This window comes from Ruegeria sp. AM9 (genome assembly GCF_056540565.1).
This window is the reverse complement of the sequence record NZ_JBQFWY010000008.1, coordinates 64713-90768: the sequence shown is the minus strand read 5'-3', so window position 1 is coordinate 90768 and position 26056 is coordinate 64713. Positions and strand designations below refer to the sequence as shown.

The window sequence follows — 26056 nt, the reverse complement described above, 5'->3', positions numbered from 1 at the left end:
GTTTCGCGCAATCCTGAGCGAATTAGGCATCCTTGGCAACGCGCGCCAGTACCAACACGAAAATATGATTTGCCCCGGCGGCAAGGCAGACACGCGCACAGGCTGCCAGCGTCGCACCCGAGGTCATCACATCATCCACCAGCAGGACATCGCGCCCCTGCATCCGCTGACCCCGTTTTGGGTGCGCTATAATGGCATCCGACAGGGTTTCAGCCCGTTCCGCCGCGGTTTTACCATCCAGAACCGGGGTCCGCACCCGTCGCAGCAGCAAATCCGGGCACACGTCCAGCCCGCTCTGCCGCCCCAGATGCTGCGCCAGCAAGGCCGATTGATTATAGCGCCGCTTCAACAGCCGCGACCAATGCAGCGGCACCGGGGCAATCAGCATGTCATCGCGGAACAAATCCCGCCCGGCCTGCGCCATCCAGCGGGCCGCCGGTTTTGCCAGTTCCGGCCTGTCCCCGTGCTTCAACGCCAGAATCAGAGACCGTGCCTTGCCGTCATACAAAAGCGCCGCGCGCCCGTCCTGCCAGGGGCGTGGCGTTTTCATGCAGTCGTCACACTCGATCCGGTGGCCGTCCGCCTCGCCCGGCAGGGGCACGCCACAGCTTTCGCACACCACCCCACCGATAAAGGGCGTATCGCGCCAACATTGGCCACACAGACCGAAATCCGCTTCGGTCAGTTCACCGCATCCAAGACAGCGCGGCGGATAGATCAGGTGAACAGCGGTTTGAATCCGCTGCCACATGCGATAATTGCGCCCTATGAAGCTGCCTGACTCCAACGCACCCTCTCTGTTCGACCGCCGGACCCTGACCCGGCACCGCGCCCGCGCGCAGGATGACGCGCTGTTTCTGCACCATGCCGCCGTGGACGAGGTGCAGGATCGGCTCTCCATGGTTAACAAAACCTTTACGGCGCCCGCAGTGGTGACACCGTTTGCTCAGGTTTGGCAGGGTGTGTTGCCCGGGGCGCGGATTGTTGCGGATGATGAGGTGCTGGACCTGACGCCCGGCGCCCATGATCTGGTGATTCACGCTATGGCGCTGCACTGGGCCAATGATCCGGTCGGGCAGCTGATCCAATGCCACCGCGCCCTGCGGCCCGATGGGCTGCTGCTGGTGGTCTGTCTAGGCGGAGAAACTCTGCACGAGTTGCGCGCCGCCCTTGGGCAGGCCGAGATCGAAATCGCAGGCGGCCTCAGCCCGCGCATCGCGCCGATGGCCGAGCTTCGTGATCTGGGCGGTTTGCTGCAACGGGCGGGCCTTGCGCTGCCGGTGGCCGACACCGCGCGTCTGACGGCGGAATACCGCGACCTGACCCACCTGATGCGCGATCTCCGGGCGATGGGCGAGACCAACAGCCTGTCGGGCCGCGTGAAACACCTGACAAAACGGCAGGTCTTTGCCCGGGCGCAGCAGATCTATGCCGACCACTTCACCACCCCTCAGGGCCGTCTGGCCGCCACGTTCGAGCTGATCTGCCTGACCGGCTGGTCGCCCGACGACAGCCAGCAGAAACCCCTGCGCCCCGGATCGGCCCAAGCCCGCCTTGCCGATGCGCTGGGTGCAAAAGAAGGCAAACTGCCCGATTGACGGCCCGGTTTTTCCGGTTATCTCAGCTTGGCACAGAGAAATCTCAGGAAGCTCGACATGTTTGACGCCACTCGCCCATCCCATGCCCCCGCGGACCACCCCAAGGTCAAGATGGGCCGCGTCGGCATTCTGCTGGCCAATCTGGGCACGCCGGACGATTACAGCTATTGGCCGATGCGCCGCTATCTGAACGAGTTTCTTTCGGATCAGCGCGTCATCGACTATCCGAAATGGAAATGGCAGCCGATCCTGCAGGGCATCATCCTGACCAAACGCCCCTTCAGCTCGGGCGAGGCCTACAAGTCGATCTGGAACCACGACAAGGGCGAAAGCCCGCTGATGACGATCACAAAGGACCAGACCGCCAAGCTGCGCGATGCGATGCAGGCGCGCTATGGCGACCGTGTTCTGGTTGATTTCTGTATGCGGTACGGCAACCCCTCGACCAAGTCCAAGGTACGCGAGATGGTCGCCGCAGGCTGCGACCGCATCCTGTTCTTCCCGCTTTATCCGCAATACGCGGGTGCCACGACAGCGACTGCGAATGACCAGTTCTTCCGCGCCCTGATGGAGGAAGCCTGGCAGCCTGCCACCCGCACCGTGCCCGCCTATTTCGACGAACCCGCCTATATCGACGCTTTGGCCGGGTCGGTGGAACAGGCCTATGCGGCGATGGAGACAAAGCCCGACATTCTGGTCGTTTCATACCACGGAATGCCGGAACGCTATTTGCAGCAGGGTGACCCCTATCACTGCCAATGCGCAAAAACCTCGCGGTTGCTGAAGGAACGGCTGGGTTGGTCGGACGACCGGCTTGTATCGACCTTCCAGTCCCGATTCGGCCCCGAGGAATGGTTGAAGCCCTATACGGTCGATCACGTGGCCGAACTGGCCAGGCAGGGCAAAAAGAACATCGCCGTGATTGCCCCGGCGTTTTCCGCCGATTGCATTGAAACGCTGGAAGAGATCAACGAAGAGATTCGGGAAAGCTTCGAGGAGGCAGGCGGCAAAAGCTTTACCTATATCCCCTGCCTCAACGACGATGATTCGCACATCGCGGCCCTTGGCAAGGTGATCGAAGACAATCTGAAAGGTTGGCTGGACTGACCGGCCCCTTCAAACAGACCCGGTCAAGCAGACATGAAAAAAGGCGGTGGATTGCTCCACCGCCTTTTCTCTAGATGACGCTCGTCAAATTAGCTTGCTGCAACAGCTGCGGCAACTACGACCAGCAGGATCAGCGGCAGGATGATGCCCTGCGACGAACCTTGAGTTTCCTCGACAACAACCGGTGCTTCAACAACCGGCTCTTCCAGGTTGCCAGCGTAGGCGGTCGATGCAGCAGCAGTCAGTGCAGCGGCGAGAACGAGTTTCTTCATATTAACCTCCAGAATTTGCACGGTTCCAAATAGCGAAACCGCACACCCAAGACTTACCTCGTACGTTTTTTCTAATCAGCTATCCAACTGGAATGCAATTGCAACTTGCGCCGCAAGCGGGTTCGTGCGCGAAAATGTCGTCAAATAAGCAACACTTGCGTGCCGACCTGCGCCATTGAGAACAATTCCGCGATATCCTCGTTGAAAAGACCGATGCAGCCGTTAGACGATCTGCGCCCGATTTTGCGCGTATCGTGGGTGCCGTGGATGCGATAATACTTCCAGCCCAGATACAAAGCGTGTGTTCCCAACGGGTTATCCGGCCCCGGAGGGATATAATCCGGCCATTCCGGGTTGCGCTTCTTCATCGACGGCGTTGGCGACCAGCTTGGCCCTTCGACCTTGCGGACCACGCTGGTGCGACCGCGGCGGGTCAGCTCCTCGGTCAGTGGCACGGAAGAGGGGTATAGTTTGTATACCCGCTGGTCGTCGGACCAGTAATGCAGCGCGCGCGAGACGGTATCGACCAGAATGGCCCCGTTATTGGTGTTGGAAAAATAGGGCTGCCAGTCCAGCGCGCGGAACCCCGAGATATTGCGGCGCACATCCGGTTCCGGCTCGGGCGCAGGGCGCAGCGGGTCGCCGGGGATATATTGGGCAACCGCGGGCGAGGCCAGCAGGGCCGACGCTCCGGCCAGGAATCCCCGGCGGGAGGGCGCGAGATAGTGTTTTTTGACCATGACGGGCGGTCCTTTTCTAAGGCCAGTCTGAATTTCAGCGTATTTTATGGCCAGAATGCTTCAGTCGCAAATCAAACCGGCAGAATCACGCGGAACCGGGCCAATGTGCGTTTGCCCAAGGCGGCCTGTCGCGCTATGCCCTAGGTTAAATCAAACATCAGGTCGATCATGACGCGTATCATTTCATTACTATTTGCCTGCTTTGTGGCGCTGTCCGCATGTACTCCCGGCGGCACGCCGACATATGGATCGGACGGGCGGCCGCTGCCGACGGTCTACAAGATCCGGGGCAATCCCGAAAAACTTCAGTTCCGTATGCTTGATTCGGTCAATGCACTGCGCCAGGCTCAGGGTCTGCAGGCGGTGCAGCTGAATTCGCAACTCAACGCTGCTGCCGCCACCCACTCCAAGGATATGGCCCGGCAAAACCGCCCCTGGCATTTCGGTTCGGACGGATCGTCCCCGCCGGAACGTGCCCAGCGCGTCGGATATTACGGGACATATATTGGCGAGGCCATCTCGGAAACCTATGAGACCGAGACCGAAACTCTGGCCGCCTGGATGCAGGAACCCGGCCCGCGCTCGGTGATCATGGACCCCAAGGCCACGCAGATGGGCTTTGCCTGGCATCAGGAAGGCGGCGGCAAGATCTGGTGGACGCTGGAAATGGGCGCAGGCGGGTAACCGCAGCCCCGTCCGAAAACGAAAAAGCCCCCGGAAATCCGGGGGCTTTTTTGTAAATACAATGGCTTAGGCCGCTTGCATGGACTGTGCTTCGGTCAGAATCGCATACAGTTTGACCGGATCGGGATTGGCCCGCAATTTCGCGCAGACCGAAGTGTCGCGCAGGGTCCGCGAGACCAGCGCCAACGCTTTCAGATGATCCACCCCGGCCTCTTCCGGTGCGAACAGCGCAAACGCAATATCCACCGGCTGGCGGTCGACCGAGCCAAAATCAATCGGCTTTTCCAACATCACGAAAACGCCTGCAACCGCCTCAAGCTCGGACATGCGCGCATGTGGCAGAGCCACGCCATGGCCCACACCGGTTGGCCCCAGGCTTTCCCGCTCCAGCAGCCCGTCCACAACGATCTGGGCCTCAAGACCCAGAGTCGCTTCGGCCACATCGGCGATTTCCTGAAACAGCCGCTTCTTGCTGGATGCGGCGGACAATACACGCACTGCTTCGGGCTTCAGTATGCTCGAAAGCTCCATGATCACGCTCCATGGCGAAGCCCCCACACGGTGCAGGGGCGTGCCTTTGCTATTCTTGCCTGTTACGGATCGATCCAGCCGATATTGCCGTCATCGCGGCGGTATACGACGTTCAATCCGTCCTTGTTTTCATTACGGAACACCAGCACCGGGGCGCCGGCCAATTCCATCTGCATAACGGCTTCACCAACACTCAGCGATGGAATCTTGGTTTCCATCTCAGCCACGATCATCGGTTGCAGAGATTCCGGCTCCGCTGCCGACTCGGACTCGTCAGAAGCGAGGATATATGAGGAAGCACCAAAGAGTTCAACCGGCTCGGACCGATCCTTGTGGTGATCCTTGAGGCGGCGTTTGTAGCGGCGCAATTGGGTTTCCATCTTGTCGCAGCAGGCCTCGAACGCTGCGTAGATTTCGGTTGCATGGGCCTTGGCCTGCGCCGTCAGGCCGGTGGAAAGATGTACGGTGGTTTCGCATACATATTCATGCGCAGAACGGGAAAAGACGACATTGGCATCGGTCGGACGCTGGGCATATTTGCCCACGACCTCGCCCAGTTCGGTCTGCACATGAGTTTGAAGTGCTTCGCCGATGTCGATCTGTTTTCCGCTGATTTGGTAACGCATGTGATCTCCTTCACAATTCACACCCATTCTGACGTCACGTGACGCGACGCGCTTGTTGTTATCGGGTGGGGGGTAGAGACATTTCCCGCGGTAGCCGCACCGTTCCCCCTTCGATGAAGGGGCATCGTGATCCAGACGGGAACCGAAGAAATGCCATGGCCCAATTGAGGCAAGAGACAGCGGAAGAGTCAATCAAAACAGACGTGTATATACGTGATTTCCGTCATGCATTCGGCGCATTTCTGCGCAAGCTCATGAAATCCGGAAATTTTCGCCCAGATAAACGCGGCGGACGTTCTCATTTTCGACCACTTCGTCCGGGGTTCCGGACATCAGGACCTGCCCGTCATGCAGGATATAGGCGCGATCCACAATTTCCAGCGTTTCCCGCACGTTATGGTCGGTGATCAGCACGCCGATGCCGCGCTTTTTCAGGTCCGCAACCAGATGGCGGATATCGCCGACACTGATCGGGTCAACACCTGCAAAGGGTTCATCCAAAAGCAGATATTTCGGGTCGGCCGCCAGACAGCGGGCAATCTCGACGCGGCGACGCTCACCGCCCGACAGGGCCAAGGCAGGTGCCCGGCGCAAATGCTCGATCGAGAAATCCGAAAGCAGCTCTTCCAGCCGCTCCTTGCGGCGGTGGGCGTGACGCACCGTAATGTCCAGAACCGCGGCGATATTGTCCTCGACGCTCATGCCGCGAAAGATCGACATTTCCTGCGGCAGATAGCCGATCCCAAGCCGCGCGCGGCGGTACATCGGCAGGGTCGTTACCGTCTGCCCGTCGATGGTGACCGTGCCCGCTTCGGGGAAGACCAGCCCGGCAACCGAATAGAAGGTGGTCGTCTTGCCCGACCCGTTTGGACCCAGCAGCGCCACAACCTCGGACCGGTCCAGCGTCATCGACACATCCCGGATCACGGTCTTCTTGCGGTAGGATTTCCGCAGCTTTTCGATCCTGAGACCGGAATTGCCCTCGGCCACGGTCAGTTCAGGGCGCGCCATCAGTTGTTGCCCTGCTGCAGAATGGTTTTGACGTTGCCGGTCATCGTCGCTGTTCCGGCGGTCAGGTCGGCATTCATCTGATCGCCGCTGATGGTGCTGGGCCCCTGATTCAACAGCACGTTGCCCTTCATCACGATCACGCCGGAATCGATGGTGTATTCGGCCCAGTCGCCTTCGGCCGCATCCGGCGGGCTGACCAGAACCACATCCTCGGTCGCTTCCATCCGTTCGATGCCCGAGCGATCCTGATTGTAGATCACCAGCACCCGTTCGGCGGTCAGGCGCATTTCACCCTGAATGACGATCACATTGCCCAGAAACTCGGCCGAACCGTCCTCTTGGTTGACGTTCAGCTTTTCCGAAGTCACCTCGACCGGCAGGCTGGGGTCGGCCTGGGTCGCGCCAAACGCAACCTGAGTCTCCTGCGCCGCCGCAGAAAAGGCGCCAAGGGTCAATAAAAGGCAAAGTGGAACAAATCGGAAATGGAACACAGGTTATCTTTCTGCTTTTTCAGGCTCGTATATCAGCTTCACGCCATCTGTAAAAAGAATATGCACGGGGCCGTCGGTTTTTTCCGTACCAAAGCTCATGCTGCCGGCGGTGAAGTTGCCGATGATCCCGGTTCCGTTGACCTGACCGGGCGCGTCGCCCCGGATTTCATCCAGCGAGGTGTTCAGCAGGTCGGTGGTGATTTCGGTGCCGTCGGTCGAGGTGATAACGACATCGCCGACAAAGGTGGCCGAGTTTTTGTCGGGGCGGATCATGCCGGAATTGGAATCCAGCGTGATGACACCGCCGCTTGACAGGTTCATGCGGCCACGGAATTCGGCCGCGGTGGGAATCGAGCCTTCCCGCCCCTGCGTTGCCCGGATTGCCTCGATCTGGACCTCTTCGCCCTTGCGGGTGGTGCCGCGGTAATTCGGCTGCGTCACCACCTGATCGGCCAAGCGTTCGTCGATGTCCTGCTGGGTAAACGGAACGCTGACATTGGTTTCGATACTGCGCGACAAAAGGAAAACGGTGGACAGCATCAGGATGGCCACCAACGGCAGCACCACCTTGAAGAACTGTACCATGCGGGAATGTCCGTCCACCGCGCGACCCTCCACCTAGCCCAAACCGACGCGCAGGCAGTCGTGGATATGCAGCAGCCCCTGCGCCGGACCCTGCGTTTCGGGATCAACCACGAACAGAGAGGTGATTTTGCGGTCGTTCATGATCGCCACCGCCTCTTCCGCCATCGCGTTGGGCGCAATGGTCAGGGGGTTGCGAGTCATGACCTCTTCGGTGGTTTTGTTCAGCAAGCCGTCCATGTTCCGGCGCAAGTCGCCATCAGTCACGATCCCCATCAGGCGGCCTGCCTCATCGGTCACGCCGACGACGCCAAAGCTCTTCTGGCTCATGACCAGCAGCGCCTCGCTCATCGGGGTGCCAACGGGCACCACGGGCAGATCGGCGTGCATCAGGTCGCGCACGGTGGACAGTTGCGCCCCAAGCTTGCCGCCAGGGTGGAAGGCGCGGAAATCCTCGGGTTTGAAATCGCGATATTTCATCAGCGCAATGGCCAGCGCGTCGCCCATCGCCAATGTCAGCGTGGTCGAGATCGACGGCACCATGCCAAAGCCGCAAGCCTCACCCAACGAGGGGATCAGCAAATGCACATCAGCCTGTTTCATCAGCGTGCTTTCCGGCTTGCTGGACAGTCCGATCAACGGGATGCTGAAACGGCGGGTAAAGGCCAGCAGGTTCACCAGTTCCGGCGCCTCGCCCGAATTCGAGATCGCCAGAACCACGTCGCCCTTCGACACCATGCCCAGATCGCCGTGACTGGCCTCGGCCGGGTGCACGAAATAGGCCGGCGTGCCGGTGCTGGCCAGCGTCGCTGCAATCTTGTGGCCGATATGGCCCGACTTGCCGATGCCGCTGATGATGATCCGGCCCGGCGCCTGCAGGATCAGCTGCACGGCCTCGGCAAAATGTTCGTCCAGGCTGTCGGCCAGAACGTCCAGCGCGCGGGCCTCGTCGGTGACGACCTGCCGGGCGGTTTTCAGGAATGCTTCGGTATCGGTCATGAGTGCGCAAAAATATCCGTTTCGGGCCAACCGGCGAGATCGAGTTTCGCACGCATCGGCAGGAAGTCAAAACACGCCTGCGCCATCTCAGAGCGCCCCTCGCGGGCCAGACGCCCGTCCAGCGCATCGCGCAGCTGGTGCAGGTAGAGAACGTCCGAGGCCGCATAATCCAGTTGCGCGGCGGTCAGGGTCTCGGCCCCCCAGTCGCTCATCTGCTGCTGCTTCGAGATATCGACGCCGATCAGCTCCTGGCACAGGTTCTTCAGGCCGTGGCGGTCGGTATAGGTGCGCACCAGACGGCTGGCGATCTTGGTGCAATAGACCGGCGCGGCCAGTGCCCCAAAGGTGTGATACATCGCGGCAATGTCAAACCGGCCGAAATGGAACAGCTTCAGCACGTCTGGGTTTTCCAGCATCGCGCACAGGTTCGGGGCCTCGGTCTGGCCCTTTTCCACCTGCACGATATGGCTGTTGCCGTCGCCGCCCGACATCTGGATCACGCACAGGCGGTCGCGATGCGGGTTCAGCCCCATGGTTTCGCAGTCAATGGCCACAACAGGGCCCAGATCCAACCCGTCCGGCAGGTCGTTTTTATAGAGATGGTTCGCCACGCGGGTCTTCCTTTGTCCGGTATTGCCCCCGAGATAGGAGGTTTGGTTCCCAAACTCAACGCTATCAATGGAATGCGGCCAAGTTGCGCGGATTTCTTGACCCCGAAGGCATTGACGGGAAAATGGTTCCGGACGCAACGCTCCGGGTCACAAGAGGCTTTGGGGCGGGTCCGAATGGTCAAAAGGTCCAACCTGCCGATGCTGAGTGTTCTGCGAAACCGAACGTATCGCCACCTGCTGGCGGCGCAACTGGTTGCCCTGACGGGCACCGGGCTGGCGACCGTGGCGCTGGGGCTGCTGGCCTATGATCTGGCCGGAGATGCGGCGGGCATGGTTCTAGGCACGGCCCTGACGATCAAGATGGTGGCCTATGTGACCATCGCCCCCCTCGCGGCGGCCTTTGCCGAACGGCTGGATCGCCGCCGGATGCTGGTGGCGCTGGATCTGGTGCGGGCGCTGGTTGCGATCTGCCTGCCCTTCGTGACCGAGATCTGGCAGGTCTATGTGCTGATCTTCGTGCTGCAATCGGCCTCGGCCGGGTTCACCCCTGCGTTTCAAGCCACCATTCCGGACGTGCTGACGGACGAGCAGGACTATACCAAGGCCCTGTCGCTGTCGCGGCTTGCCTATGATCTGGAAAGCCTGCTGAGCCCGATGCTGGCCGCCGCGCTGCTGTTGATCGTCAGCTTTGACAGCCTGTTCTGGGGCACCGGGCTGGGGTTCATCGCCTCGGCCCTGCTTGTGGTGTCGGTTGCCCTGCCTTCCCCCAAGCCCACACAACGCCGGGGCATCTATGACCGGACAACTTACGGCATACGCCTGTATCTGCGCACTCCGCGGCTTCGTGGCTTGCTGGCCCTGACATGGACGGCAGCAGCGCTCAGTGCGATGGTCATCGTCAACACCGTGGTCATCGTCCGTGCCGATCTGGGCCTGTCCGAAAGCGCGGTGGCCATCGCGCTGGCCGGGTTCGGCGGTGGGTCGATGCTGGCCGCGTTCACCCTGCCCAAATTGCTGGAGACCTACAAAGACCGCAGCGTCATGCTGTCCGGAGCCGCACTCGGAACCCTGACCATGGGAATCGCAGCGGGCGCCTTCGCCTTTGCACAGGTCTCGCTGACCGGGCTGGCATTGCTGTGGGCCTGCATCGGGTTCGGCTATTCCGCAACGCTGACACCTTCGGGCCGCCTGCTGACCCGCTCGGCCCGCCCCGAAGACAGACCGGCGGTGTTTGCCGCCCAGTTCACGCTGTCCCATGCCTGCTGGCTGGTGCTGTATCCGTTGGCGGGCTGGATGATGACGACGTTTGGCGCGGCGATCACACTTGTCTGCATGGCGTTGGTCGCATCGCCGGGACTTGTGCCTGCAACCCTGATTTGGCCACGTCCGGACCGGAAAGCCGTTTCGAAAGAACGCTCTGACATGTCTTGAGCCCCCCGGCCCCTGTGCATTACACCTTGGGGATCATGGATCAGCTAGACCGCCGCATCATCGCTGCCCTGCAGCACAACGCCCGCGAGACGACCTCGAAGATCGCCGCGAAGCTGGGCGTGGCCCGAACCACCGTGCATGAACGTATGCGCCGGATGGAGGAAAACGGCGTGATCGCCGGATATTCCGTGATCCTGAACAGTTCCGAGGATGCCCCGCGCGTTCAGGTCGTGGTGCTGCTGGAAGTGCAGCAAAAGGAAACCAAACGCATCATCAACCGGCTTGAGGCCTATCCCGAGGTGAAACTGTGCCTGTCGATCAATGGCGAGTTCGACCTGCTGTTGTCGGCAGAGGCCCCGAGGATTGAAGACCTGGACATTCTGGTCGACGAACTGGCCAAAATCCCCGGCGTGCTGCGTACCAATACCAGCGTTGTCTTCGGTCGCCGGATCGACCGGAACTAGGTGGCTGATAACCCTCTGTAAACCCAAGCGGGATTAGCTTGGCCGGGACTGATCAGAATCCCGGACCGGCAGAATGCCCCATCGTTTGATCTTTGGACTGAGTTTCCTTGCGCTATGTGTGGCGCAACAGGGCTTTGCCATGCCCGACGCCCGTGTCGCCGGGGTTTGTGATTCCGCCGCGCGACGGGCCGCACAGTCCGAAGGTGTCCCGCTGAACGTGCTGCGCGCGATTGCACGGGTGGAGACCGGGCGCCTGCGGGACGGACGGCTGGAACCCTGGCCCTGGACCATCAATGTCGAGGGGCAGGGGTTTTGGTTCACCTCGGAATTCGAGGCGAAATCCTACGTTTTCGACATCTTCAAGGCGGGCAAGCGCAGCTTTGACATCGGCTGTTTCCAGATCAACTACCGCTGGCACGGCAAGGCGTTCCGGTCCATCGACGCCATGTTCGATCCGGATGAAAACGCCACCTACGCCGCGCGGTTTCTGAAAGACCTCTATGCCGAGCTTGGGTCGTGGCCCGCCGCCGTCGGGGCCTATCATTCCCGGACGCCATCCCTGGCCCAGGCCTATTCCGGCCGGTTTCAAACCGTGCTGGCGCAGCTGGACCAGACCCGTCCCGCCGCTTCGGAAGCGGTGTCGCGCGACCCGTTCACCACCGCCGCAACCCCTCTGATCCCGGTCAACCTGTCGCAATCCGGCAGCGTTTTGGGGTCACTGGTTCCGCCCTCGGGCACCGCCACCGCCTTTATCTCGTTCAACTAGGAGGCCTGCGTGCCCAAGATCGACGCCCGTTCCCTGTTCTCTCCGACCGTGCTGCTGGCGCTGGCGCTGATGACGGTCATCGTGATGATGATCCTGCCGATGCCTGCCTGGGTGCTGGATGTGGGGCTGGCGGCGTCCTTCGCGCTGGCGATCCTGATCTTCACGCTGACGCTGTTTATCGAACGGCCGCTGGATTTCTCGTCCTTTCCGACGATCCTGCTGGCCTCGTTGATGCTGCGGCTGTCGCTGAACGTATCTTCGACCAAGCTGATCATTGGCCAGGGGCATACCGGCCCCAACGCCGCCGGGGACGTGATTGAGGGCTTTGCCGATTTCGTCATGGGCGGCAGCATCTTTCTGGGGCTGGTTGTGTTCGGCGTGCTGCTGATCGTGAACTTTATGGTCATTACCAAAGGTGCCGCGCGTATGGCCGAGGTCGGCGCGCGGTTCGCTCTGGACGGGATGCCCGGCAAGCAGCTGGCCATCGACAGCGACATGTCCGCCGGGGCCATCGACCACCAGCAGGCCAAGGAACGGCGCGAGAGGGAACAGCAGGAGACGACCTTCTTCGGCTCACTCGACGGGGCCTCGAAATTCGTCAAAGGGGATGCGGTTGCCGGTCTGCTGATCACCCTTCTGAACCTCGTGATGGGTCTGATCATGGGGGTGATCGTGCACGGGATGCCGATTTCTGCGGCGTTCGAGACCTATGCCATCCTGACCGTCGGCGATGGGCTGGTGTCGCAAATCCCAGCTGTGATCATCTCCATCGCCTCGGCCCTGCTGCTGGCCCGCGGCGGCACGCAAGGCGCCACCGACAATGCAATTTTCTCGCAGCTGGGCAAGCATCCGGCGGCACTGGGGACGGTTGCGATCCTGATGGTTCTATTTGCACTGGTCCCCGGCCTGCCCTTCCTGCCCTTCATTCTGGGCGCGGGCGTTCTGGGCTATGCTGCCTTCAACGTGCACCGCAAACAAAAGGCCGAGGAAGAGGCGGCACTGGCCCCCGCGCCACAGGACGAAACACCCGTTTCGCAGGCCATCGGCGACATTCTGGATCTGGACGACGTGCATCTGGAATTCGCCCCGGATCTGGTCAGCATGGTTTTGAACCCCGGCACCGGGCTGGACGCGAGGATCGCCAATATGCGCACCTATGTGGCCTCAAGCTTTGGCCTGATCCTGCCCGATATCCGCCTGACCGACCGCGCCGATCTGCCCATGGGTACCTATGTGGTCAAGGTGCACGGCGTCGAACAGGCCCGCGGTGTCTTGAACCCCGATCTGGTGTTGGCACTGGTGCAGGATGACCGCGATATGCTGCCTGAAGGCAATGACGTGACCGAACCGGTCTATGGCGCCCCGGCCCGCTGGATTCTGCCCAAGGACCGCGAGGCCGCCGCAATGAGCGGGGCCACCATCGTCTCTCCGCCCGAGATTCTGGCGACCCATCTGCTTGAGATCATTAAACAGAACTTCTCACGCCTGTTGACGCTGAAATCCCTGCGTCGCCTGCTGTCCGAGATGACGCGGCTCAGCGATCCGGTCCGCGCCGAGGCCAACCGCAAGCTGCTGGACGAGTTGATCCCCGACAAGGTGCCGATCGACACGTTGCACGCGGTGTTGCGGCTGCTGCTGGACGAACGCGTCTCGATCCGCAACATGGCCCTGATCCTGGAAAGCGTGGCCGAGGCACGCCTAACCACAACCCAGCCCGAGGGCATCTGCGAACTGGTCCGGCAACGACTGGGCTTTCAACTGGTGGCTGAGATGAAACGCGAGGACGGTTCGATTCCCTTGATTCAGCTGGCCCCGGAATGGGAGGACACCTTCGCCACCTACCAGATCGACGCACCGAATGCCGGGCTGGACGTTGCGTTGCCGCCCAACCTGTTCAACAAACTGGCCGATGGCGTGGTCGACAGTGTGGCGCATTCCGCCGATCACGGGCTGTTCCCGGCACTGGTCACCTCGACCCGGCGGCGCAGGTTGCTGCGCACCATCATGCACGCGCGCGGCATTGCCAACCCGGTGTTGTCCTTCGAGGAAATCGGGCTCGAAGCACGCCCCGCACTGGTGGGAACGGTGCCGGCGTGATCGCGCTGCCGCCAGAGCTTTTGTCCCAGTTGGGCGAGGGTTTGTGGCACCTGTTTGCCGTCTTTCTGCGCGTCTCTGCCATGGTCTCATTGCTGCCCGCCTTTGGCGAACGCAGCATCCCGACCCGCGTCAAACTTGGCATCGCGGTGGCGTTCACACTGATTGTAGCGCCAGCAGTTCAGGCTGCGGGTACCGCACCTGACCTGTTTCCATTGGCGCGGATGATTGTGGTTGAGACCCTGATCGGCGTGGTTCTGGGTCTGGGCCTGCGCTTGTTCGTACTGGCCCTGCAGACGGCTGGGTCGATCGCAGCTCAGGCGACCTCGCTGTCTCAGATTCTGGGCGGTGCGGCGGCAGACCCGGTGCCTGCGATGGGATATCTGCTGACCCTGGCGGGATTGGCCTTGGCGGTGCTGCTGGGCCTGCACATCCGCGTCGCGCAGTTTCTGATCCACAGCTACACCTTGTTTCCAATGGGCAACGCACCGATGGCACCCGACCTGTCGCAATGGGGCGTGCAGCAGATCGCGCGCAGCTTTGGCATGGCCTTTGCGCTGGCCATGCCGTTTGTCATCGCCTCGCTGATCTACAACCTCGCGCTCGGGGTCATCAACCGAGCGATGCCGCAGCTGATGGTGGCCTTTGTCGGTGCCCCCGCCATCACCTTTGCGGGGCTGTTCCTGCTGTTCGCGGGCACCCCTCTGATCCTGTCGGTGTGGTCCGACGCCCTGTTCGCCTTCATGCTAAACCCGCTTGAGGGCACACGATGAGCGGATCGGATGACGACAGTGACAAGTCCTATGAGCCGACGCCGCAGAAACTGCAGAAAGCACGGGAAAAGGGCGAGGTCGCCAAATCCAATGACCTGTCCGTTGTGGCTGCCTATACCGGGTTTCTCATCGCTTTGTTTGCAGCCGGTCAGTTCGGCGTCCGGCACTTGGGAACCCTGTTTGTCGTTCTGATCGACCAAGCGGATACCTTTGCCCCTTTGTTGACTGACGGTCCGGCGGCCAGCCCGGTGGGCGGGATGTTGAAAACCGCCTTGCTGTCGGTCTCGATCCTGTTCGCCCTGCCCGCCAGCGCCGTTTTGCTCAGCCTGATCGCCCAGCGCGCGCTGATCTTTGCGCCCAGCAAGCTGAAACCGAAGCTGTCCCGCATCTCGATCCTATCGAACGCCAAGAACAAGTTTGGGCGCGGCGGCCTGTTCGAGTTCACCAAGAGCTTTGTGAAACTAGTGATCTACGGCACCTGCCTAGCCCTGTTCCTGCGTGCGAATCTGAGCGAGATCCTGTCGGCCAGCGCCGCCCCTGCGCGGTCCTCGGTGATGCTGATGATGAACCTGCTGTTTCGCTTTCTGTTCATCGTCATCGCAGTAGCGCTGGCAATCGGGGTCGTGGACTATCTGTGGCAATACGCCGAGCACATGCGCAAGAACCGGATGTCGCGCATGGAAATCCAAGACGAAACCAAGGATGCCGAGGGCGATCCGCACGTGAAACAGCAACGCCGACAGCGCGCGCAGGACATCGCGACAAACCAGATGATGTCTGATGTGCCTTCGGCAGATGTGGTGATCGTCAACCCGACCCACTATGCGGTGGCGCTGAAATGGGCACGCACGGCGGGCTCAGCGCCGGTCTGCGTGGCCAAGGGCGTGGATGAAGTGGCCGCCGCGATCCGTGCACGCGCCGCCGAATCTGGAGTTCCCATTCACTCCGATCCGCCCACCGCACGTGCGCTTCATGCGGCCGTCGAAATCGGTCAGGAGATCGCCGAAGAACACTATCGCCCCGTGGCCGCCGCGATCCGGTTTGCCGAGGCGATGCGCAAGCGGGCCAAGGGGCAGATCAGATGAGGCAGGACCGGTTTTCAGACCTCGAAAAAGTCACCGAGGCAGCGTTCCAGAAGGAATACAACACCCTCCGCCCGCTGATCGAAGCCGAAGCAAGGGTGCTACAGCAACTGGCGCGGCTGGATGCTCAGGTGCTGCAATCCCGGCAGGACAGCGCCTCGGCCGAAGGGTATCGCGTCACCGGCACGGATGTTCTGTGGAATGGATGGGAATCGGCCACGCGTCGCCAGTTGAACATGGAGCTCGCCCGGCTGCGGGCACAAAAGCTGACGGCGATGGAGGCGTTGCGCACGGCATTTGGCCGCCAGCAGGCTGTTGCAAACCTGTCGGCGGCACAGAAAGACGCGCTCAAACGCGCGCAGAACAAAAAACTGTCGGTTTAACCGGCTAGGGCTGCGCCACCAGGATCAGACATCCTGACGGCTGACACTCATGATCAAAACCTGCGAGACGTCATCCCCCAGATCACGGCGCGCCGTCTCCAGCAGGGCTTTGCGCAACACTTTCAGGTTGTCGGACTCGGTGAAGGCACCATCAAACCCGCCCGTATTGGCGTGGTCGAACATGACCTGCAGGAACCCGTCGCGCAGCTTTGGCTCAACTGCGTAGAAAGCCTCGGTCATGCCGGGGGTGATCTCAAGGCTCAGCGACATGGTGACCAGCGCGTCGATACGCTCGGAGTCAACCACCGGCACCACGAACTGCTTGGTCAGCTTGAGGTATTCATAGTCGCTTGGCTTATCCTTTTCCCCCGCTTTACCACCTTTGGCTTTGGTGGATTTCTCCTTTGGCTTTTCCGCCTTCGGTTCCGATTTTTCCTGCTTTGCGGCCTCTTTCGATTCCGAAGGTGACAGCATGACGCCAGCGCCGATACCGGCCCCCAGACCGAGCAGCAGAAAAATGACGGGCAACAATTTCTTCATCACATCCGCTCCTTAATACGGCAGCACAGCGTCAAGGACCTGCTGGCCGTATCGCGGCTGCTGCACGTCGGTGATCTGTCCGCGCCCGCCATAAGACACGCGGGCCGAGGCGATTTTGTCATAGGTGATCTCGTTCTGGCGCGAGATGTCCTGCGGCCGCACATAGCCCGCGACCAGCAGCTCACGCAGTTCGAAATTCACGCGCAATTCCTGCGAGCCCGAGATCGACAACACACCGTTCGGCAGCACATCAACCACGGTGGCGGCCACGCGCAGGGTCAGCTTTTCCTTGCGTTTGACCGACCCCTCGCCCGTACTTTCTGAGGACGAGTCGATCTCGACCGCGTCAGCAAGCGATGCGCCGTCCGGTAAATGTTTGTCCGCGCGCTGCGGCAAACCGAACAGGCCAACGATGCCTAGGCTTTCCGAAGCCGAGCGCGAGCGTTCCGTGTCATTCGAAAACTCGGCTTTCTCGTCCAGCTCGATCACGACCGTCAGAATGTCACCCTTCTTGATCGCCCGCTGATCGCCCAGCAGCGATTGCTGGCCGCCGCTCCACAGCGAAGACCGGTCGACATTGCGCTGCGGTTGTGTGTGCAGCGGCAGACCCGGCCACAACATGGCGACATGCTCGGGCGAGTCCTCATTCGGGGTGAAACTGGGTGGCTTTCCCAGATGATCCACCCGGCCACAGGCCGACACGGCAAGAACCGCGAGCAAAAGAGATTTCGAAAGAGCTGACATCATTTCACCTCGATTTGGCCGTCGGGCCGGATAAGACCGGTCACGGTCGTGCGGGAGGACAGGTTCATGACCCGGATGCGGTCCCCGGCGGCCCCGCGCCCCAGCGCGCGGCCTTCTGCCGTGATCGACAGCGGTTTGCGGTCAAAGATCAGAACAACCAGATCGTTGCGCTCGACCAGCGCCGGTGCACCGACATCCCCGGCGTGAATCGGGCGCCCGGGATAAAGCGCGACACGAGCCTCTTGCCCGATCAGAAAACCAGGGTCAGTCACCGCTCCGGGTATTTGCTGCGCCTTGATTTCAAGATCCGCGGCCGAGATGATTTCCTTGGCCCGGATGGTGCGGGTCGGCACGACGGTGTCAGCTTGCGCAAACACCGGCATCAGCAACCCCAGTATCAGGATCAGAACCCGCATCACCGCACCTGCGTTGTCGCGCCCATCATCTGATCGACGGCGGAAATGACCTTGGCGTTCATCTCATATCCGCGCTGTGCCTCGATCAGTTCGGTCACCTCGCGGATCGCATCGACCGAACTGTCCTCAAGATAACCCTGCCGCAAGGTGCCCAGCCCGTCTTCGCCCGGGGTTCCGACCACCGGCGCGCCGGACGCTTCGGTTTCCTTGAACAGGTTGCTGCCGATCGCCTCGAGCCCCTTGGCGTTCGAGAAGCTGGCCAGCGTAATTTCCCCCAACAATTGCCCCTCGGGCGCGTCGTCGAAATAGGCGTAGATTTCGCCCGAGGCGTTGATCGAGATCGAATGTGCATCGTCGGGAATAGTGATCTCGGGCGCCACCGCGTACCCGTCCGACGTGACGATCAGCCCCTCGGCTGAGCGTTTCAGACTGCCATCGCGGGTAAAGCCGGACTGGCCGTTGGTCAACGTCACCTCAAGATAGCCGCGGCCTTCGATGGCAACGTCCAGATCGTTGCCGGTGGCCGACAGCCCGCCTTGCGCCAGCTGCACCGTGACGGCCGCCGGACGCACGCCCAGGCCCAGCTGAATGCCCGTGGGCAAAACCGTTCCGTCATTGGCGTTCACCGTCCCAGCCCGCGCCATCTGCTGATAGTGCAGATCCGCAAACTCGGCCCGACGCGCGTTGTAGCCGGTGGTGTTCGTGTTCGCCAGGTTGTTCGAGATCGTCTCGACCCGCATCTGCTGCGCGGTCATGCCCGTCGCTGCGATTTTCAAAGCCCGCATGTTAAAATCTCCTTTTCACAAATCAGCGCATCAGCGCCTTCAGCGCCCCGCGCACGCGTTCGTCTTCGGTTTCCAGAAAGCTCTGCCCCAGCTCATAGGCGCGCTGGATTTCGACCAGCCGGGTCACCTGATGAACGGCGTTGACGTTGGACCCTTCGAGGAAACGATGCACAACCACCGGGTTTTCCACCGGTTCAATCTCACCCTCGGCGCGGAATTGCGTGCTGCCCTCGCGCACCAGCGTGCTGGGATCGGCCACCCTATAGACGCCGATCTGCCCCAGCAATTGCCCTTCGATACTGAGCGTACCGTCACTGCCCACATCGATCGAAGCCGCGTCCGGAGGGATGAAAACAGGCGCGCCGTTCACGTCCAGCACCCGGTGACCATCCATCGTGACCAGATCTCCCTCGGCGCTTGGGGAAAAGGCGCCCGCCCGCGTCAGACGGTTGCCTGACGCAGTTTCGATCATGAAAAACCCGTCGCCTTCGATGGCAAAATCGAACTGGCCTCCTGTTTCGGTCAGCACCCCCTGCTGCTGCGAGGTATTGCGCGCCTCGGCCCGGCTCATCGACAGGGACGGGTTGCCCGGTATGTCCTGGACGAATTCGGAAAACACCAGGCCCTGCGCACGGTATCCGGTGGTGTTGGCATTGGCGATGTTGTTCGCCACCAGCCGCATTTCGTTCATCAGTCCGGACTGGCGGGACAGGGTGACATAGGCGGTATCCATCAGCGACCTCCTGCGATCAGTGGGATGAGGGTTGTGGTGAAGAACGTCACCAGCGTCTGGGTCATGAAGCCCATCGAAATCCAGAACACGATGACGATGGCGATCAGCTTGGGCACGAAGGTCAGCGTCATCTCTTGCACCGAGGTCAGCGCCTGGAACAGACCGACGATCAGGCCCGACACCAGCGCCACCGCCAGGATCGGGACCGAGGTGATCACCGCAACCCACAGCGCCTGACGCACGATGTCATAGAAGAGACCTTCGCTCAGCATCCCGTCAGACCGGCATCCGCAGGATTTCCTGATAGGCCTCGACCACCTTGTCGCGCACGACCACGGCCGTTTCCACGGCCAGTTCGGTCTGCGCCAGCGCCTGAACCAGCGCGTGCGGATCGGCCTGCCCGGTCATGGCGACCTGAGACACTTGCTCGCTCTGTTTCAGCGTTGCGGCAAAGTCCTGAAACGTGTTGCGCAGCCCCTGCGCCAGTCCGGCGTGGTTGGGATCGGCCTGCGTGGCCGGGCGCGCAACGGCATAGTTCTGGGCTGCGGTCAGGGATCGGATATCCATTCTGGTGTCCTTTTATCTTCTGAGGAGTTCCATCAGGCTCGACGACATCTGGCGTGTCTGGTCGAACATCTTGAGATTGGCTTCGTAGCTTCGCTGCGCCTCGCGGGCGTCGGCGATCTCGATCATCAAATCGACATTCGAGCCGCGATAATGGCCGGTTTCATCGGCCATCGGGTGACCGGGGTCATAGATGCGCGACCCATCGCGGCGGTCCAGCTTGACGCGCCCGGCCTGCACCACGTCGCGCCCGTCCTTCTGCACCGTCTCGAACGGCACAGTCTTGCGGCGATAACCGGGTGTGTCCGCGTTTGAGATATTTTCGGACACATGCCGCAGCCGCGCCGATTGGGCGCGCAGGGCGCTGGTCGAAGCCGCAAGGGAATGGGAAAAATCACTCATGTCTCAGCCCCCTTACGACCGGCCAATACTGCTGCGCAGGATGTTCATCGAGGATTTGTAGATGGTCAGCGCACGGTCATGCTGGCGCTTGACCTCGACCGCTTTGAACATCTCTTCCTCAACAGACACGCCGTTGCCGTTGGGGTCGCCCGAGGGCGCAACTTCGTATTCGGCCCAGGGCTGAGGGCCAGAAGCACCGTTCAGGTGGCCGGTCCGCGTGGCCGTCATGGCGACCTCGCGGCCTGAATTTTCGAATGCTTTCTGAAAGGCCTCGATATCGCGGGGCTGGTAGCCCGGCGTATCCGCATTGGCAATGTTGCGCGCGATGACGGCCTGCCGTTGCCCGGCATGAGTTGCCATTGCGTGCGCTGTCTTAAAGACGTTCAGGTCATAGAACATCGGGGCTTCTCCCTCGATCAATTTCAATCAAGGCTTAACCCCGATTCCTTTAGAAAGCGTTTTCAGAAACCCGTTGGAGAACCCACGATGTCCGATCTCGACCCGATGCTTCTGAAATGCGAATTCGACCGCCTGTCGGCGGTGCGCCATATGGGCCGCGTGTCCGGCGTGGCGCGGGGTGTCATTGAAATACAAGGGCTTGAGGGGCAGGCGCGGATCGGCGATCATCTGACGCTGCGGCGGCGCAGCGGGCCGGATTTGCCGGGTGAAGTGCTGCATGTCGAATCGGATGTGATTCACATGATGCCAACCGCCGCGCCCGATGGGGTCTGTCTGGGCGACCGGGTGATTCTGGACCAGACACCTGCTTTTGCACCGGGAATGCACTGGTTGGGGCGGGTGGTCGACCCGTTCGGCAAACCGCTGGACGGAAAGCCCCTGCTGTCGGGTACGCAGGAACAGGACATCATGCGCGCACCGCCCCCAGCCGTGGCGCGCAAACCATTGGGCGCGCGGATGGAGACCGGGCTGGCCATACTCAACACCATGCTGCCGGTGGTGCAGGGTCAGCGGATCGGCCTGTTCGCCGGGTCGGGTGTGGGCAAGTCCACTTTGCTGGCGGCATTGGCGAAATCGATGCAGGCGGATGCGGTCGTGGTCGCGCTGGTGGGCGAACGCGGGCGCGAGGTGAATGAATTCGTCGAACAGGCGCTGGGGGCCGAGGGGATGAAACGCTCGGTCGTGGTGGCGGCGACCTCGGACCAGTCGGCGCTGGCCCGCAGGCGATGCGCCTGGTCGGCCATGTCTGTGGCGGAATATTTGCGCGATCAGGGGCTGAACGTGTTGTTCCTGGCCGATTCGGTGACCCGCTTTGCCGAGGCGCATCGCGAGATCGCCGTCGCAATGGGCGAGGCGGCCTCGCTGCGCGGCTTTCCCCCGTCGGTCACGCCGCTGATTGCCGGGCTGTGCGAACGGGCCGGACCCGGCACCGCCGATCAGGGGGACATTACCGCCGTGTTCAGCGTTCTGGTCGCCGGGTCGGATATGGACGAACCCGTCGCTGACATCCTGCGCGGGGTGTTGGACGGGCATATTGTGCTCAGCCGTGAGATTGCCGAGCGCGGACGATTCCCGGCCATCGATCTCAGCCGTTCGGTCTCGCGCAGCCTGCCGGGCGCGGCGACACCGGAAGAAAACCAGATGATCTCGGAAACCCGCAAACTGGTTGGCAGCTATGAACAGTCCGAGGTGATGATCAAGGCCGGGCTCTATACTGAGGGCGCAGACCCGTTGCTGGATCAGGCCGTACGGGTGCACGAGGAACTGGACGCGTTCTTCGGCAAAGCCGAGCCCGACGGCATCCAGAACAGCTTCAACCGGCTGCAACTGATCCTGCGGCGGGCCAGCGCCAACCTGCCGCGTTAGAGAAGTCCGGACAGTTTTAAGTGTTAAGCCCACCTTAAGACCTGCCCGGCTACGCCTGTAGTCGGGTGATAAAAAAGGTGGTGGAGATGGGTGCGCAATCCAATGCGGCGCCAATCATCATCAAGAAGAAACGTGTGTCAGGTGGCGATGGTCACCACGGTGGCGCGTGGAAAGTCGCATATGCCGACTTTGTCACGGCCATGATGGCGTTCTTCATGTTGATGTGGCTGCTGAACGCAACGACTGAGAAACAACGCAAAGGTCTGGCAGATTACTTCTCGCCGACGATTCCGGTGAATCCGGTCTCGGGTGGTGGGGACGGGGCCTTTGGCGGCAACAACATGTTTTCCGAAAAGACTATGGTGATGGATGGCTCGGGGGCGGCCAAACGGCACCCCACGGTCGCCCGGCAGGCGCGCGGCGCGATCGGGGTGAACCCCGATGGCGGCAAGGAAACCTCCGAGGATTTCTCGACGCTCGAGGCCCAGTTGCTAGGGCATACCGGGGAAAGCATGGTCTCGGACAAGGTACTGAAACACATCGTCACGCGCGTCACCGACGAAGGTCTGGTGGTCGAGCTGTTCGATACCGAGGATCAGCCGCTGTTCGAATCGGGTACGGATGAGCCGACAACGATGATGCGGGCGCTGGCGTTGCTGGTGGCGCGGTCTTCGGATCTGGTGACCAATGATGTGGCGGTTGAAGGCCATGTCAGCGCCTCGCCCGTGGTTCTGGCGCGCGATCCGTCCTGGGATATTTCGACCTCGCGCGCGCAGATGGTGCGTCAACTGCTTGAAGATAAGGGGTTTACGACCAAGCGGCTGGATCGCGTGACCGGTCACGCCGACCGGGAATTGTCCGACAAAAACCCGATGGCCGTGCGCAACAACAGGATCGAGATCATCTTTCTGCGCAACACCTGAGCAGCACAGGATAGACGGCATTTTACCTGTTAGCGCGCTGTTAAGGGGCAGTGCGTTAGCTGTTGCATCAAAGATTGACGCAACAGAAGGGCGTGCCAATGACGATTTCCTCCTCGCTGAATGCCGGTGTGGCCTCCTTGAAGGCCAACGCCAACCGGCTGGCCACCATTTCGGACAACATCGCGAACTCTTCGACCTTCGGCTACAAGCGGGTCGAGACAGATTTTCATTCGATGGTCACGTCAGGCCAGGGCGGCAGCTATTCGGCGGGTGGGGTCAGAACCACCAGTCAGCGCCTGATTGACCAGCGTGGGTCGCTGGTGACCACCAACAACTCGACTGATCTGGCGGTGCGGGGCCGGGGCATGTTGCCGGTGCGCCCCAGCTCGCAGATTGCGGGCGGTTCGAATGAGATGCAGCTGACCACTACCGGATCGTTCCGCACCAATGAAGAAGGGTATCTGGTCACCGAATCCGGCCTTGTCCTGCTGGGCTGGCGCGCAAATCCGGACGGAACGATTCCGGCGGTGCCACGGGACACTCCCGCGGCGCTGGAACCCATCCAACTGAGCGTCAACCAGCTGTCCGGCTCTCCGACCACGGCGATGAACCTGCGCATGAATCTTCCGGCAACGGCAACCGACGCCGGCGCCCCGGGTGATACGCAGCCCCTGTCGGTTGAGTATTTCGACAACCTGGGCAAATCCGAAAGCGTCGATATCGAGCTGGTGCCAACCGTGCCTGCAGCCGGCAGCAGCAATGAATGGACCATGATCCTAAGGGATTCCGCGTCTGGCGGGGCGGTGATCGGGGAATACACTCTGACCTTCACGGACAGCCGTACCGCTGGCGGCACGCTGGCAAGTGTGACGACCGTATCCGGTGGGGCTTATGACCCGACCACCGGCAGCCTTGTGGTGAACGTGGCCGGTGGCCCGATGGAAGTCAATATCGGCCAGATCGGCGACGCCGATGGCATCACGCAACTGTCCGACACGTTCGCGCCGGTTTCGATCACGCGCGATGGATCGGCCGTGGGCACGATGACTAGCGTTCAGGTGGATGAGAATGGCTATGTCTATGCATTCTATGATACCGGTGTCAGCCGTCGCATGTTCCAGATCCCTCTGGCGGATGTGCCCAATCCCAACGGATTGACCGCGCTGGACAGCCAGACCTACGCGCCGTCCCGTGAAAGTGGCACCTTTTTCCTGTGGAACGCAGGCGAAGGGCCGACAGGCGATCTGGTGTCCTTCGCACGCGAGGAATCGACCACCGACATCGCGACCGAGCTGACCTCGCTGATTCAGACCCAACGCGCCTATTCCTCGAGCGCAACGGTGATCAAAACGGTCGACGAGATGCTGCAGGAAACCACCAACATCAAACGCTGATTTGGGTATTAATCCGGAAAGGGGGGCTGTCCGATGAATATGACGACGGCGTTCAACAACGCAGTAAGCGGTCTGACGGCCGCGGGCCGGGGCACGTCGGTTGTGTCGGACAACATCGCCAACGCGCTGACCCCCGGCTTTGCCCGCCGGTCGCTGGAGCTGACGACAAATACGATCTCGGGCCATGGGGTGCGAACGGTCGGTGTGGTTCGGAACCAGGACCCGGTCCTGACCGCGAATCGCCGCGCCACCGACGCGGATTTGGCCTACCAAACCGCAGTTTCCAGCTTTCACGCCGGGGTCGAGGGCTTTGTCGGAACGGCCGATGATCGTTCATCCCTCGCTGCCCGGCTGGCCGATTTCGACAGCAGCCTGATCACGGCGGCCAGCCTGCCCGACTCGTCCGAGCGGTTGGACCAGGTCGCCCGCACCGGTCGCGATCTGGCCAACAGGATCAATTCCGCCTCCGAAGGCGTGCGGCAAATGCGGTCGGACGCGGACCGTAAAATTGGCAAGCAGGTGGACAGCCTGAACCAGACCCTCAGGGATATCGAAAAGCTGAATGCCAGAATTCCCTCGGTCAAACACTCGGGCGGTGACATCGGAGCCTTGCTGGATCAACGGCAGGTTCTGATTGATCAGGTCAACGAATTGGTGCCAGTTAATGCGGTGCCCCGGGCAAACGATCAGGTGTCGCTGTATTCCGATGGCGGCTTGATCCTGCTGGAAGGCACCGCGGCGCAGTTCTCTTTTACCACCACCGGCGACACCAAGCCCCACATGACGGTCGGCAACGGCCTGCTGTCAGGGTTGGAAATGAACGGCAATCCGGTGCGCACCAGTGGCGACAGCGCCCAGATACGCGGCGGCGCGCTGATGGCGCAGTTCCAGATCCGCGATGAATTGGCGGTTGAAGCGCAGGCCAATCTGGATTCGGTCGCCCGGGACCTGATCGAACGGTTCGAAACCCCCGGTCTGGACCCCACCGCGCTGCCCACCGACGCGAGCCTGTTCACCGATGCCGGTAACCGGTTCGATGCGACGGCCCCGGCGGGGCTGGCCTCGCGGATCAGCCTGAACGCGATTGTCGATCCCGACAATGGCGGCGACAGCTGGCGGCTGCGCGACGGTCTGGGCGCGGCGGCCCCCGGCGATCCGGGCGATGCGACACAACTACAGGCCTTTGGCGCCATTCTCAGCGACGCGCGCCCTGTCGCCGGTTCGCCTTTTGGCACCGGTGCGATGCGCGCCTCTGATCTGACCGAGGCGCTTTCGTCGAAAGCGGGCGCAAATGCCCACACGGCCAGCCAACGCCAGACCTCTGCCAACAGCGCCCAATTGGAAATGGCTCGGATCGAGGCGGAAGACGGCGTCGATACGGATCAGGAACTGCAGCGCCTGATGCAGATCGAACAGGCCTATGCCGCCAATGCCCGGGTCATCTCGGTGGTGGATGAATTGATGAATACTCTGTTGAGGTTGTGAT

At 61.5% G+C, this 26056-nt stretch carries 33 protein-coding genes; 14 read left to right on the top strand and 19 right to left on the bottom strand.

What is annotated here, in order from left to right:
* Positions 1 to 22: 22 nt before the first annotated feature.
* A complete protein-coding gene (locus ACR0DO_RS14290; protein WP_480559660.1) occupies positions 23 to 751 on the bottom strand; it encodes a double zinc ribbon domain-containing protein in 729 nt (242 codons plus the stop codon).
* Between the two features lie 16 nt (positions 752 to 767).
* On the opposite strand from ACR0DO_RS14290, the gene ACR0DO_RS14285 reads away from it, so the two are divergent.
* Together ACR0DO_RS14285 and hemH are read left to right on the top strand one after the other, a co-directional pair.
* Complete coding sequence (locus ACR0DO_RS14285) at positions 768 to 1598, top strand: methyltransferase domain-containing protein (RefSeq protein ID WP_480559658.1); 831 nt, start codon at positions 768 to 770, stop codon at positions 1596 to 1598.
* A 57-nt stretch (positions 1599 to 1655) separates the two neighbouring features.
* Positions 1656 to 2705 carry a ferrochelatase gene (hemH, locus tag ACR0DO_RS14280; RefSeq protein ID WP_170674361.1) on the top strand — a complete coding sequence of 350 codons (1050 nt, stop codon included), beginning with the start codon at positions 1656 to 1658 and terminating at the stop codon, positions 2703 to 2705.
* Between the two features lie 89 nt (positions 2706 to 2794).
* Here hemH and ACR0DO_RS14275 read toward each other — a convergent pair whose 3' ends face one another.
* Positions 2795 to 2977: a hypothetical protein gene (locus ACR0DO_RS14275; protein ID WP_010442520.1), complete on the bottom strand. Its 183-nt coding sequence runs from the start codon at positions 2975 to 2977 to the stop codon at positions 2795 to 2797.
* A gap of 140 nt (positions 2978 to 3117) precedes the next feature.
* Positions 3118 to 3717 (bottom strand): L,D-transpeptidase, encoded by a 600-nt coding sequence (locus tag ACR0DO_RS14270; protein ID WP_421596933.1) that lies wholly within the window; start codon positions 3715 to 3717, stop codon positions 3118 to 3120.
* 168 nt (positions 3718 to 3885) lie between these two features.
* Between ACR0DO_RS14270 and dalA the strand changes: the two genes are divergently transcribed.
* Entirely contained in the window at positions 3886 to 4401 is a 516-nt protein-coding gene (gene dalA, locus ACR0DO_RS14265) for a divisome-associated lipoprotein DalA (protein WP_170447352.1), read from the top strand.
* Between the two features lie 66 nt (positions 4402 to 4467).
* Here dalA and ACR0DO_RS14260 read toward each other — a convergent pair whose 3' ends face one another.
* The 7 genes from ACR0DO_RS14260 to ACR0DO_RS14230 all read right to left on the bottom strand — a co-directional run bounded on the left by ACR0DO_RS14260 (position 4468) and on the right by ACR0DO_RS14230 (position 9252).
* The gene (locus ACR0DO_RS14260) at positions 4468 to 4932 is read right to left on the bottom strand and encodes a PTS sugar transporter subunit IIA (RefSeq protein ID WP_170447354.1); all 465 of its coding nucleotides are present in this window, start codon (positions 4930 to 4932) and stop codon (positions 4468 to 4470) included.
* A gap of 62 nt (positions 4933 to 4994) precedes the next feature.
* A complete protein-coding gene (gene hpf / locus ACR0DO_RS14255) occupies positions 4995 to 5558 on the bottom strand; it encodes a ribosome hibernation-promoting factor, HPF/YfiA family (protein WP_170447356.1) in 564 nt (187 codons plus the stop codon).
* Positions 5559 to 5810: 252 nt separating this feature from the next.
* The gene (gene lptB / locus ACR0DO_RS14250; RefSeq protein ID WP_170447358.1) at positions 5811 to 6569 is read right to left on the bottom strand and encodes an LPS export ABC transporter ATP-binding protein; all 759 of its coding nucleotides are present in this window, start codon (positions 6567 to 6569) and stop codon (positions 5811 to 5813) included.
* Positions 6569 to 7024, bottom strand: a complete 456-nt coding sequence (locus ACR0DO_RS14245) for an LptA/OstA family protein (RefSeq protein WP_170447360.1) — start codon at positions 7022 to 7024, stop codon at positions 6569 to 6571. The genes lptB and ACR0DO_RS14245 overlap by 1 nt, the downstream gene beginning before the upstream one ends.
* A gap of 39 nt (positions 7025 to 7063) precedes the next feature.
* Positions 7064 to 7645: an LPS export ABC transporter periplasmic protein LptC gene (locus ACR0DO_RS14240; protein ID WP_480442860.1), complete on the bottom strand. Its 582-nt coding sequence runs from the start codon at positions 7643 to 7645 to the stop codon at positions 7064 to 7066.
* A 33-nt stretch (positions 7646 to 7678) separates the two neighbouring features.
* Positions 7679 to 8641, bottom strand: a complete 963-nt coding sequence (locus ACR0DO_RS14235; RefSeq protein ID WP_480559656.1) for a KpsF/GutQ family sugar-phosphate isomerase — start codon at positions 8639 to 8641, stop codon at positions 7679 to 7681.
* Positions 8638 to 9252 (bottom strand): ribonuclease D, encoded by a 615-nt coding sequence (locus ACR0DO_RS14230; protein ID WP_480559654.1) that lies wholly within the window; start codon positions 9250 to 9252, stop codon positions 8638 to 8640. Before ACR0DO_RS14230 ends, ACR0DO_RS14235 begins: the two co-directional genes overlap by 4 nt.
* A 198-nt stretch (positions 9253 to 9450) precedes the next feature.
* Between ACR0DO_RS14230 and ACR0DO_RS14225 the strand changes: the two genes are divergently transcribed.
* The 7 genes from ACR0DO_RS14225 to ACR0DO_RS14195 all read left to right on the top strand — a co-directional run bounded on the left by ACR0DO_RS14225 (position 9451) and on the right by ACR0DO_RS14195 (position 16245).
* Positions 9451 to 10683 carry an MFS transporter gene (locus tag ACR0DO_RS14225; protein ID WP_480559769.1) on the top strand — a complete coding sequence of 411 codons (1233 nt, stop codon included), beginning with the start codon at positions 9451 to 9453 and terminating at the stop codon, positions 10681 to 10683.
* 35 nt (positions 10684 to 10718) lie between these two features.
* Positions 10719 to 11147 carry an Lrp/AsnC family transcriptional regulator gene (locus ACR0DO_RS14220; protein WP_170447368.1) on the top strand — a complete coding sequence of 143 codons (429 nt, stop codon included), beginning with the start codon at positions 10719 to 10721 and terminating at the stop codon, positions 11145 to 11147.
* Positions 11148 to 11220: 73 nt separating this feature from the next.
* A complete protein-coding gene (locus ACR0DO_RS14215; protein ID WP_480559652.1) occupies positions 11221 to 11913 on the top strand; it encodes a lytic transglycosylase domain-containing protein in 693 nt (230 codons plus the stop codon).
* 69 nt (positions 11914 to 11982) lie between these two features.
* Positions 11983 to 14010, top strand: coding sequence for a flagellar biosynthesis protein FlhA (flhA, locus tag ACR0DO_RS14210; RefSeq protein WP_480559767.1), 2028 nt, complete (start codon positions 11983 to 11985; stop codon positions 14008 to 14010).
* Positions 14007 to 14780, top strand: a complete 774-nt coding sequence (locus ACR0DO_RS14205) for a flagellar biosynthetic protein FliR (protein WP_480559650.1) — start codon at positions 14007 to 14009, stop codon at positions 14778 to 14780. The genes flhA and ACR0DO_RS14205 overlap by 4 nt, the downstream gene beginning before the upstream one ends.
* On the top strand, positions 14777 to 15865 hold the full coding sequence (gene flhB / locus ACR0DO_RS14200) for a flagellar type III secretion system protein FlhB (protein WP_480559648.1): 1089 nt from the start codon (positions 14777 to 14779) through the stop codon (positions 15863 to 15865). Before ACR0DO_RS14205 ends, flhB begins: the two co-directional genes overlap by 4 nt.
* Positions 15862 to 16245, top strand: coding sequence for a hypothetical protein (locus ACR0DO_RS14195; RefSeq protein WP_480559646.1), 384 nt, complete (start codon positions 15862 to 15864; stop codon positions 16243 to 16245). Before flhB ends, ACR0DO_RS14195 begins: the two co-directional genes overlap by 4 nt.
* Before the next feature lie 24 nt (positions 16246 to 16269).
* Here ACR0DO_RS14195 and ACR0DO_RS14190 read toward each other — a convergent pair whose 3' ends face one another.
* The 9 genes from ACR0DO_RS14190 to ACR0DO_RS14150 are packed head-to-tail and all read right to left on the bottom strand — an operon-like array spanning position 16270 to position 20828.
* Entirely contained in the window at positions 16270 to 16785 is a 516-nt protein-coding gene (locus tag ACR0DO_RS14190) for a flagellar basal body-associated protein FliL (RefSeq protein ID WP_480559644.1), read from the bottom strand.
* Between the two features lie 12 nt (positions 16786 to 16797).
* Complete coding sequence (gene flgH / locus ACR0DO_RS14185; protein WP_480559642.1) at positions 16798 to 17529, bottom strand: flagellar basal body L-ring protein FlgH; 732 nt, start codon at positions 17527 to 17529, stop codon at positions 16798 to 16800.
* Positions 17529 to 17945, bottom strand: a complete 417-nt coding sequence (gene flgA, locus ACR0DO_RS14180; protein WP_480559640.1) for a flagellar basal body P-ring formation chaperone FlgA — start codon at positions 17943 to 17945, stop codon at positions 17529 to 17531. Before flgA ends, flgH begins: the two co-directional genes overlap by 1 nt.
* Complete coding sequence (gene flgG / locus ACR0DO_RS14175) at positions 17945 to 18730, bottom strand: flagellar basal-body rod protein FlgG (protein WP_170674383.1); 786 nt, start codon at positions 18728 to 18730, stop codon at positions 17945 to 17947. The genes flgA and flgG overlap by 1 nt, the downstream gene beginning before the upstream one ends.
* Before the next feature lie 22 nt (positions 18731 to 18752).
* Entirely contained in the window at positions 18753 to 19463 is a 711-nt protein-coding gene (locus ACR0DO_RS14170; protein WP_480559638.1) for a flagellar hook-basal body complex protein, read from the bottom strand.
* Positions 19463 to 19735 (bottom strand): flagellar biosynthetic protein FliQ, encoded by a 273-nt coding sequence (locus ACR0DO_RS14165; protein WP_058282142.1) that lies wholly within the window; start codon positions 19733 to 19735, stop codon positions 19463 to 19465. Before ACR0DO_RS14165 ends, ACR0DO_RS14170 begins: the two co-directional genes overlap by 1 nt.
* Positions 19736 to 19739: 4 nt before the next feature.
* A complete protein-coding gene (gene fliE, locus ACR0DO_RS14160) occupies positions 19740 to 20030 on the bottom strand; it encodes a flagellar hook-basal body complex protein FliE (RefSeq protein WP_170674387.1) in 291 nt (96 codons plus the stop codon).
* 12 nt (positions 20031 to 20042) lie between these two features.
* A complete protein-coding gene (flgC, locus tag ACR0DO_RS14155; RefSeq protein WP_480559636.1) occupies positions 20043 to 20429 on the bottom strand; it encodes a flagellar basal body rod protein FlgC in 387 nt (128 codons plus the stop codon).
* Between the two features lie 12 nt (positions 20430 to 20441).
* Positions 20442 to 20828 carry a FlgB family protein gene (locus ACR0DO_RS14150; RefSeq protein ID WP_480559765.1) on the bottom strand — a complete coding sequence of 129 codons (387 nt, stop codon included), beginning with the start codon at positions 20826 to 20828 and terminating at the stop codon, positions 20442 to 20444.
* A 105-nt stretch (positions 20829 to 20933) separates the two neighbouring features.
* Here ACR0DO_RS14150 and ACR0DO_RS14145 point away from each other — a divergent pair, with 105 nt between their 5' ends.
* From ACR0DO_RS14145 to flgK, 4 genes are all read left to right on the top strand, one after another.
* Positions 20934 to 22253 (top strand): FliI/YscN family ATPase, encoded by a 1320-nt coding sequence (locus tag ACR0DO_RS14145; RefSeq protein ID WP_480559763.1) that lies wholly within the window; start codon positions 20934 to 20936, stop codon positions 22251 to 22253.
* Between the two features lie 86 nt (positions 22254 to 22339).
* The gene (locus ACR0DO_RS14140; protein WP_480559634.1) at positions 22340 to 23176 is read left to right on the top strand and encodes a flagellar motor protein MotB; all 837 of its coding nucleotides are present in this window, start codon (positions 22340 to 22342) and stop codon (positions 23174 to 23176) included.
* Positions 23177 to 23274: 98 nt separating this feature from the next.
* A complete protein-coding gene (locus ACR0DO_RS14135) occupies positions 23275 to 24570 on the top strand; it encodes a flagellar hook protein FlgE (protein ID WP_170327825.1) in 1296 nt (431 codons plus the stop codon).
* Positions 24571 to 24603: 33 nt separating this feature from the next.
* Positions 24604 to 26055 carry a flagellar hook-associated protein FlgK gene (flgK, locus tag ACR0DO_RS14130; RefSeq protein WP_480559632.1) on the top strand — a complete coding sequence of 484 codons (1452 nt, stop codon included), beginning with the start codon at positions 24604 to 24606 and terminating at the stop codon, positions 26053 to 26055.
* The last annotated feature ends 1 nt before the right edge of the window (position 26056 follow it).

Excerpts from the sequence above, each read along its gene's own strand:
- ACR0DO_RS14290 (WP_480559660.1), bottom strand. The coding sequence starts at position 751 with ATGTGGCAGCGGATTCAAACCGCTGTTCACCTGATCTATCCGCCGCGC.
- ACR0DO_RS14285 (WP_480559658.1), top strand. The coding sequence starts at position 768 with ATGAAGCTGCCTGACTCCAACGCACCCTCTCTGTTCGACCGCCGGACC.
- hemH (WP_170674361.1), top strand. The coding sequence starts at position 1,656 with ATGTTTGACGCCACTCGCCCATCCCATGCCCCCGCGGACCACCCCAAG.
- ACR0DO_RS14275 (WP_010442520.1), bottom strand. The coding sequence starts at position 2,977 with ATGAAGAAACTCGTTCTCGCCGCTGCACTGACTGCTGCTGCATCGACC.
- ACR0DO_RS14270 (WP_421596933.1), bottom strand. The coding sequence starts at position 3,717 with ATGGTCAAAAAACACTATCTCGCGCCCTCCCGCCGGGGATTCCTGGCC.
- dalA (WP_170447352.1), top strand. The coding sequence starts at position 3,886 with ATGACGCGTATCATTTCATTACTATTTGCCTGCTTTGTGGCGCTGTCC.
- ACR0DO_RS14260 (WP_170447354.1), bottom strand. The coding sequence starts at position 4,932 with ATGGAGCTTTCGAGCATACTGAAGCCCGAAGCAGTGCGTGTATTGTCC.
- hpf (WP_170447356.1), bottom strand. The coding sequence starts at position 5,558 with ATGCGTTACCAAATCAGCGGAAAACAGATCGACATCGGCGAAGCACTT.
- lptB (WP_170447358.1), bottom strand. The coding sequence starts at position 6,569 with ATGGCGCGCCCTGAACTGACCGTGGCCGAGGGCAATTCCGGTCTCAGG.
- ACR0DO_RS14240 (WP_480442860.1), bottom strand. The coding sequence starts at position 7,645 with ATGGTACAGTTCTTCAAGGTGGTGCTGCCGTTGGTGGCCATCCTGATG.
- ACR0DO_RS14235 (WP_480559656.1), bottom strand. The coding sequence starts at position 8,641 with ATGACCGATACCGAAGCATTCCTGAAAACCGCCCGGCAGGTCGTCACC.
- ACR0DO_RS14225 (WP_480559769.1), top strand. The coding sequence starts at position 9,451 with ATGCTGAGTGTTCTGCGAAACCGAACGTATCGCCACCTGCTGGCGGCG.
- ACR0DO_RS14220 (WP_170447368.1), top strand. The coding sequence starts at position 10,719 with ATGGATCAGCTAGACCGCCGCATCATCGCTGCCCTGCAGCACAACGCC.
- ACR0DO_RS14215 (WP_480559652.1), top strand. The coding sequence starts at position 11,221 with ATGCCCCATCGTTTGATCTTTGGACTGAGTTTCCTTGCGCTATGTGTG.
- flhA (WP_480559767.1), top strand. The coding sequence starts at position 11,983 with ATGACGGTCATCGTGATGATGATCCTGCCGATGCCTGCCTGGGTGCTG.
- flhB (WP_480559648.1), top strand. The coding sequence starts at position 14,777 with ATGAGCGGATCGGATGACGACAGTGACAAGTCCTATGAGCCGACGCCG.
- ACR0DO_RS14195 (WP_480559646.1), top strand. The coding sequence starts at position 15,862 with ATGAGGCAGGACCGGTTTTCAGACCTCGAAAAAGTCACCGAGGCAGCG.
- ACR0DO_RS14190 (WP_480559644.1), bottom strand. The coding sequence starts at position 16,785 with ATGAAGAAATTGTTGCCCGTCATTTTTCTGCTGCTCGGTCTGGGGGCC.
- flgH (WP_480559642.1), bottom strand. The coding sequence starts at position 17,529 with ATGTCAGCTCTTTCGAAATCTCTTTTGCTCGCGGTTCTTGCCGTGTCG.
- flgA (WP_480559640.1), bottom strand. The coding sequence starts at position 17,945 with ATGCGGGTTCTGATCCTGATACTGGGGTTGCTGATGCCGGTGTTTGCG.
- flgG (WP_170674383.1), bottom strand. The coding sequence starts at position 18,730 with ATGCGGGCTTTGAAAATCGCAGCGACGGGCATGACCGCGCAGCAGATG.
- ACR0DO_RS14170 (WP_480559638.1), bottom strand. The coding sequence starts at position 19,463 with ATGGATACCGCCTATGTCACCCTGTCCCGCCAGTCCGGACTGATGAAC.
- ACR0DO_RS14165 (WP_058282142.1), bottom strand. The coding sequence starts at position 19,735 with ATGCTGAGCGAAGGTCTCTTCTATGACATCGTGCGTCAGGCGCTGTGG.
- fliE (WP_170674387.1), bottom strand. The coding sequence starts at position 20,030 with ATGGATATCCGATCCCTGACCGCAGCCCAGAACTATGCCGTTGCGCGC.
- flgC (WP_480559636.1), bottom strand. The coding sequence starts at position 20,429 with ATGAGTGATTTTTCCCATTCCCTTGCGGCTTCGACCAGCGCCCTGCGC.
- ACR0DO_RS14150 (WP_480559765.1), bottom strand. The coding sequence starts at position 20,828 with ATGTTCTATGACCTGAACGTCTTTAAGACAGCGCACGCAATGGCAACT.
- ACR0DO_RS14145 (WP_480559763.1), top strand. The coding sequence starts at position 20,934 with ATGCTTCTGAAATGCGAATTCGACCGCCTGTCGGCGGTGCGCCATATG.
- ACR0DO_RS14140 (WP_480559634.1), top strand. The coding sequence starts at position 22,340 with ATGGGTGCGCAATCCAATGCGGCGCCAATCATCATCAAGAAGAAACGT.
- ACR0DO_RS14135 (WP_170327825.1), top strand. The coding sequence starts at position 23,275 with ATGACGATTTCCTCCTCGCTGAATGCCGGTGTGGCCTCCTTGAAGGCC.
- flgK (WP_480559632.1), top strand. The coding sequence starts at position 24,604 with ATGAATATGACGACGGCGTTCAACAACGCAGTAAGCGGTCTGACGGCC.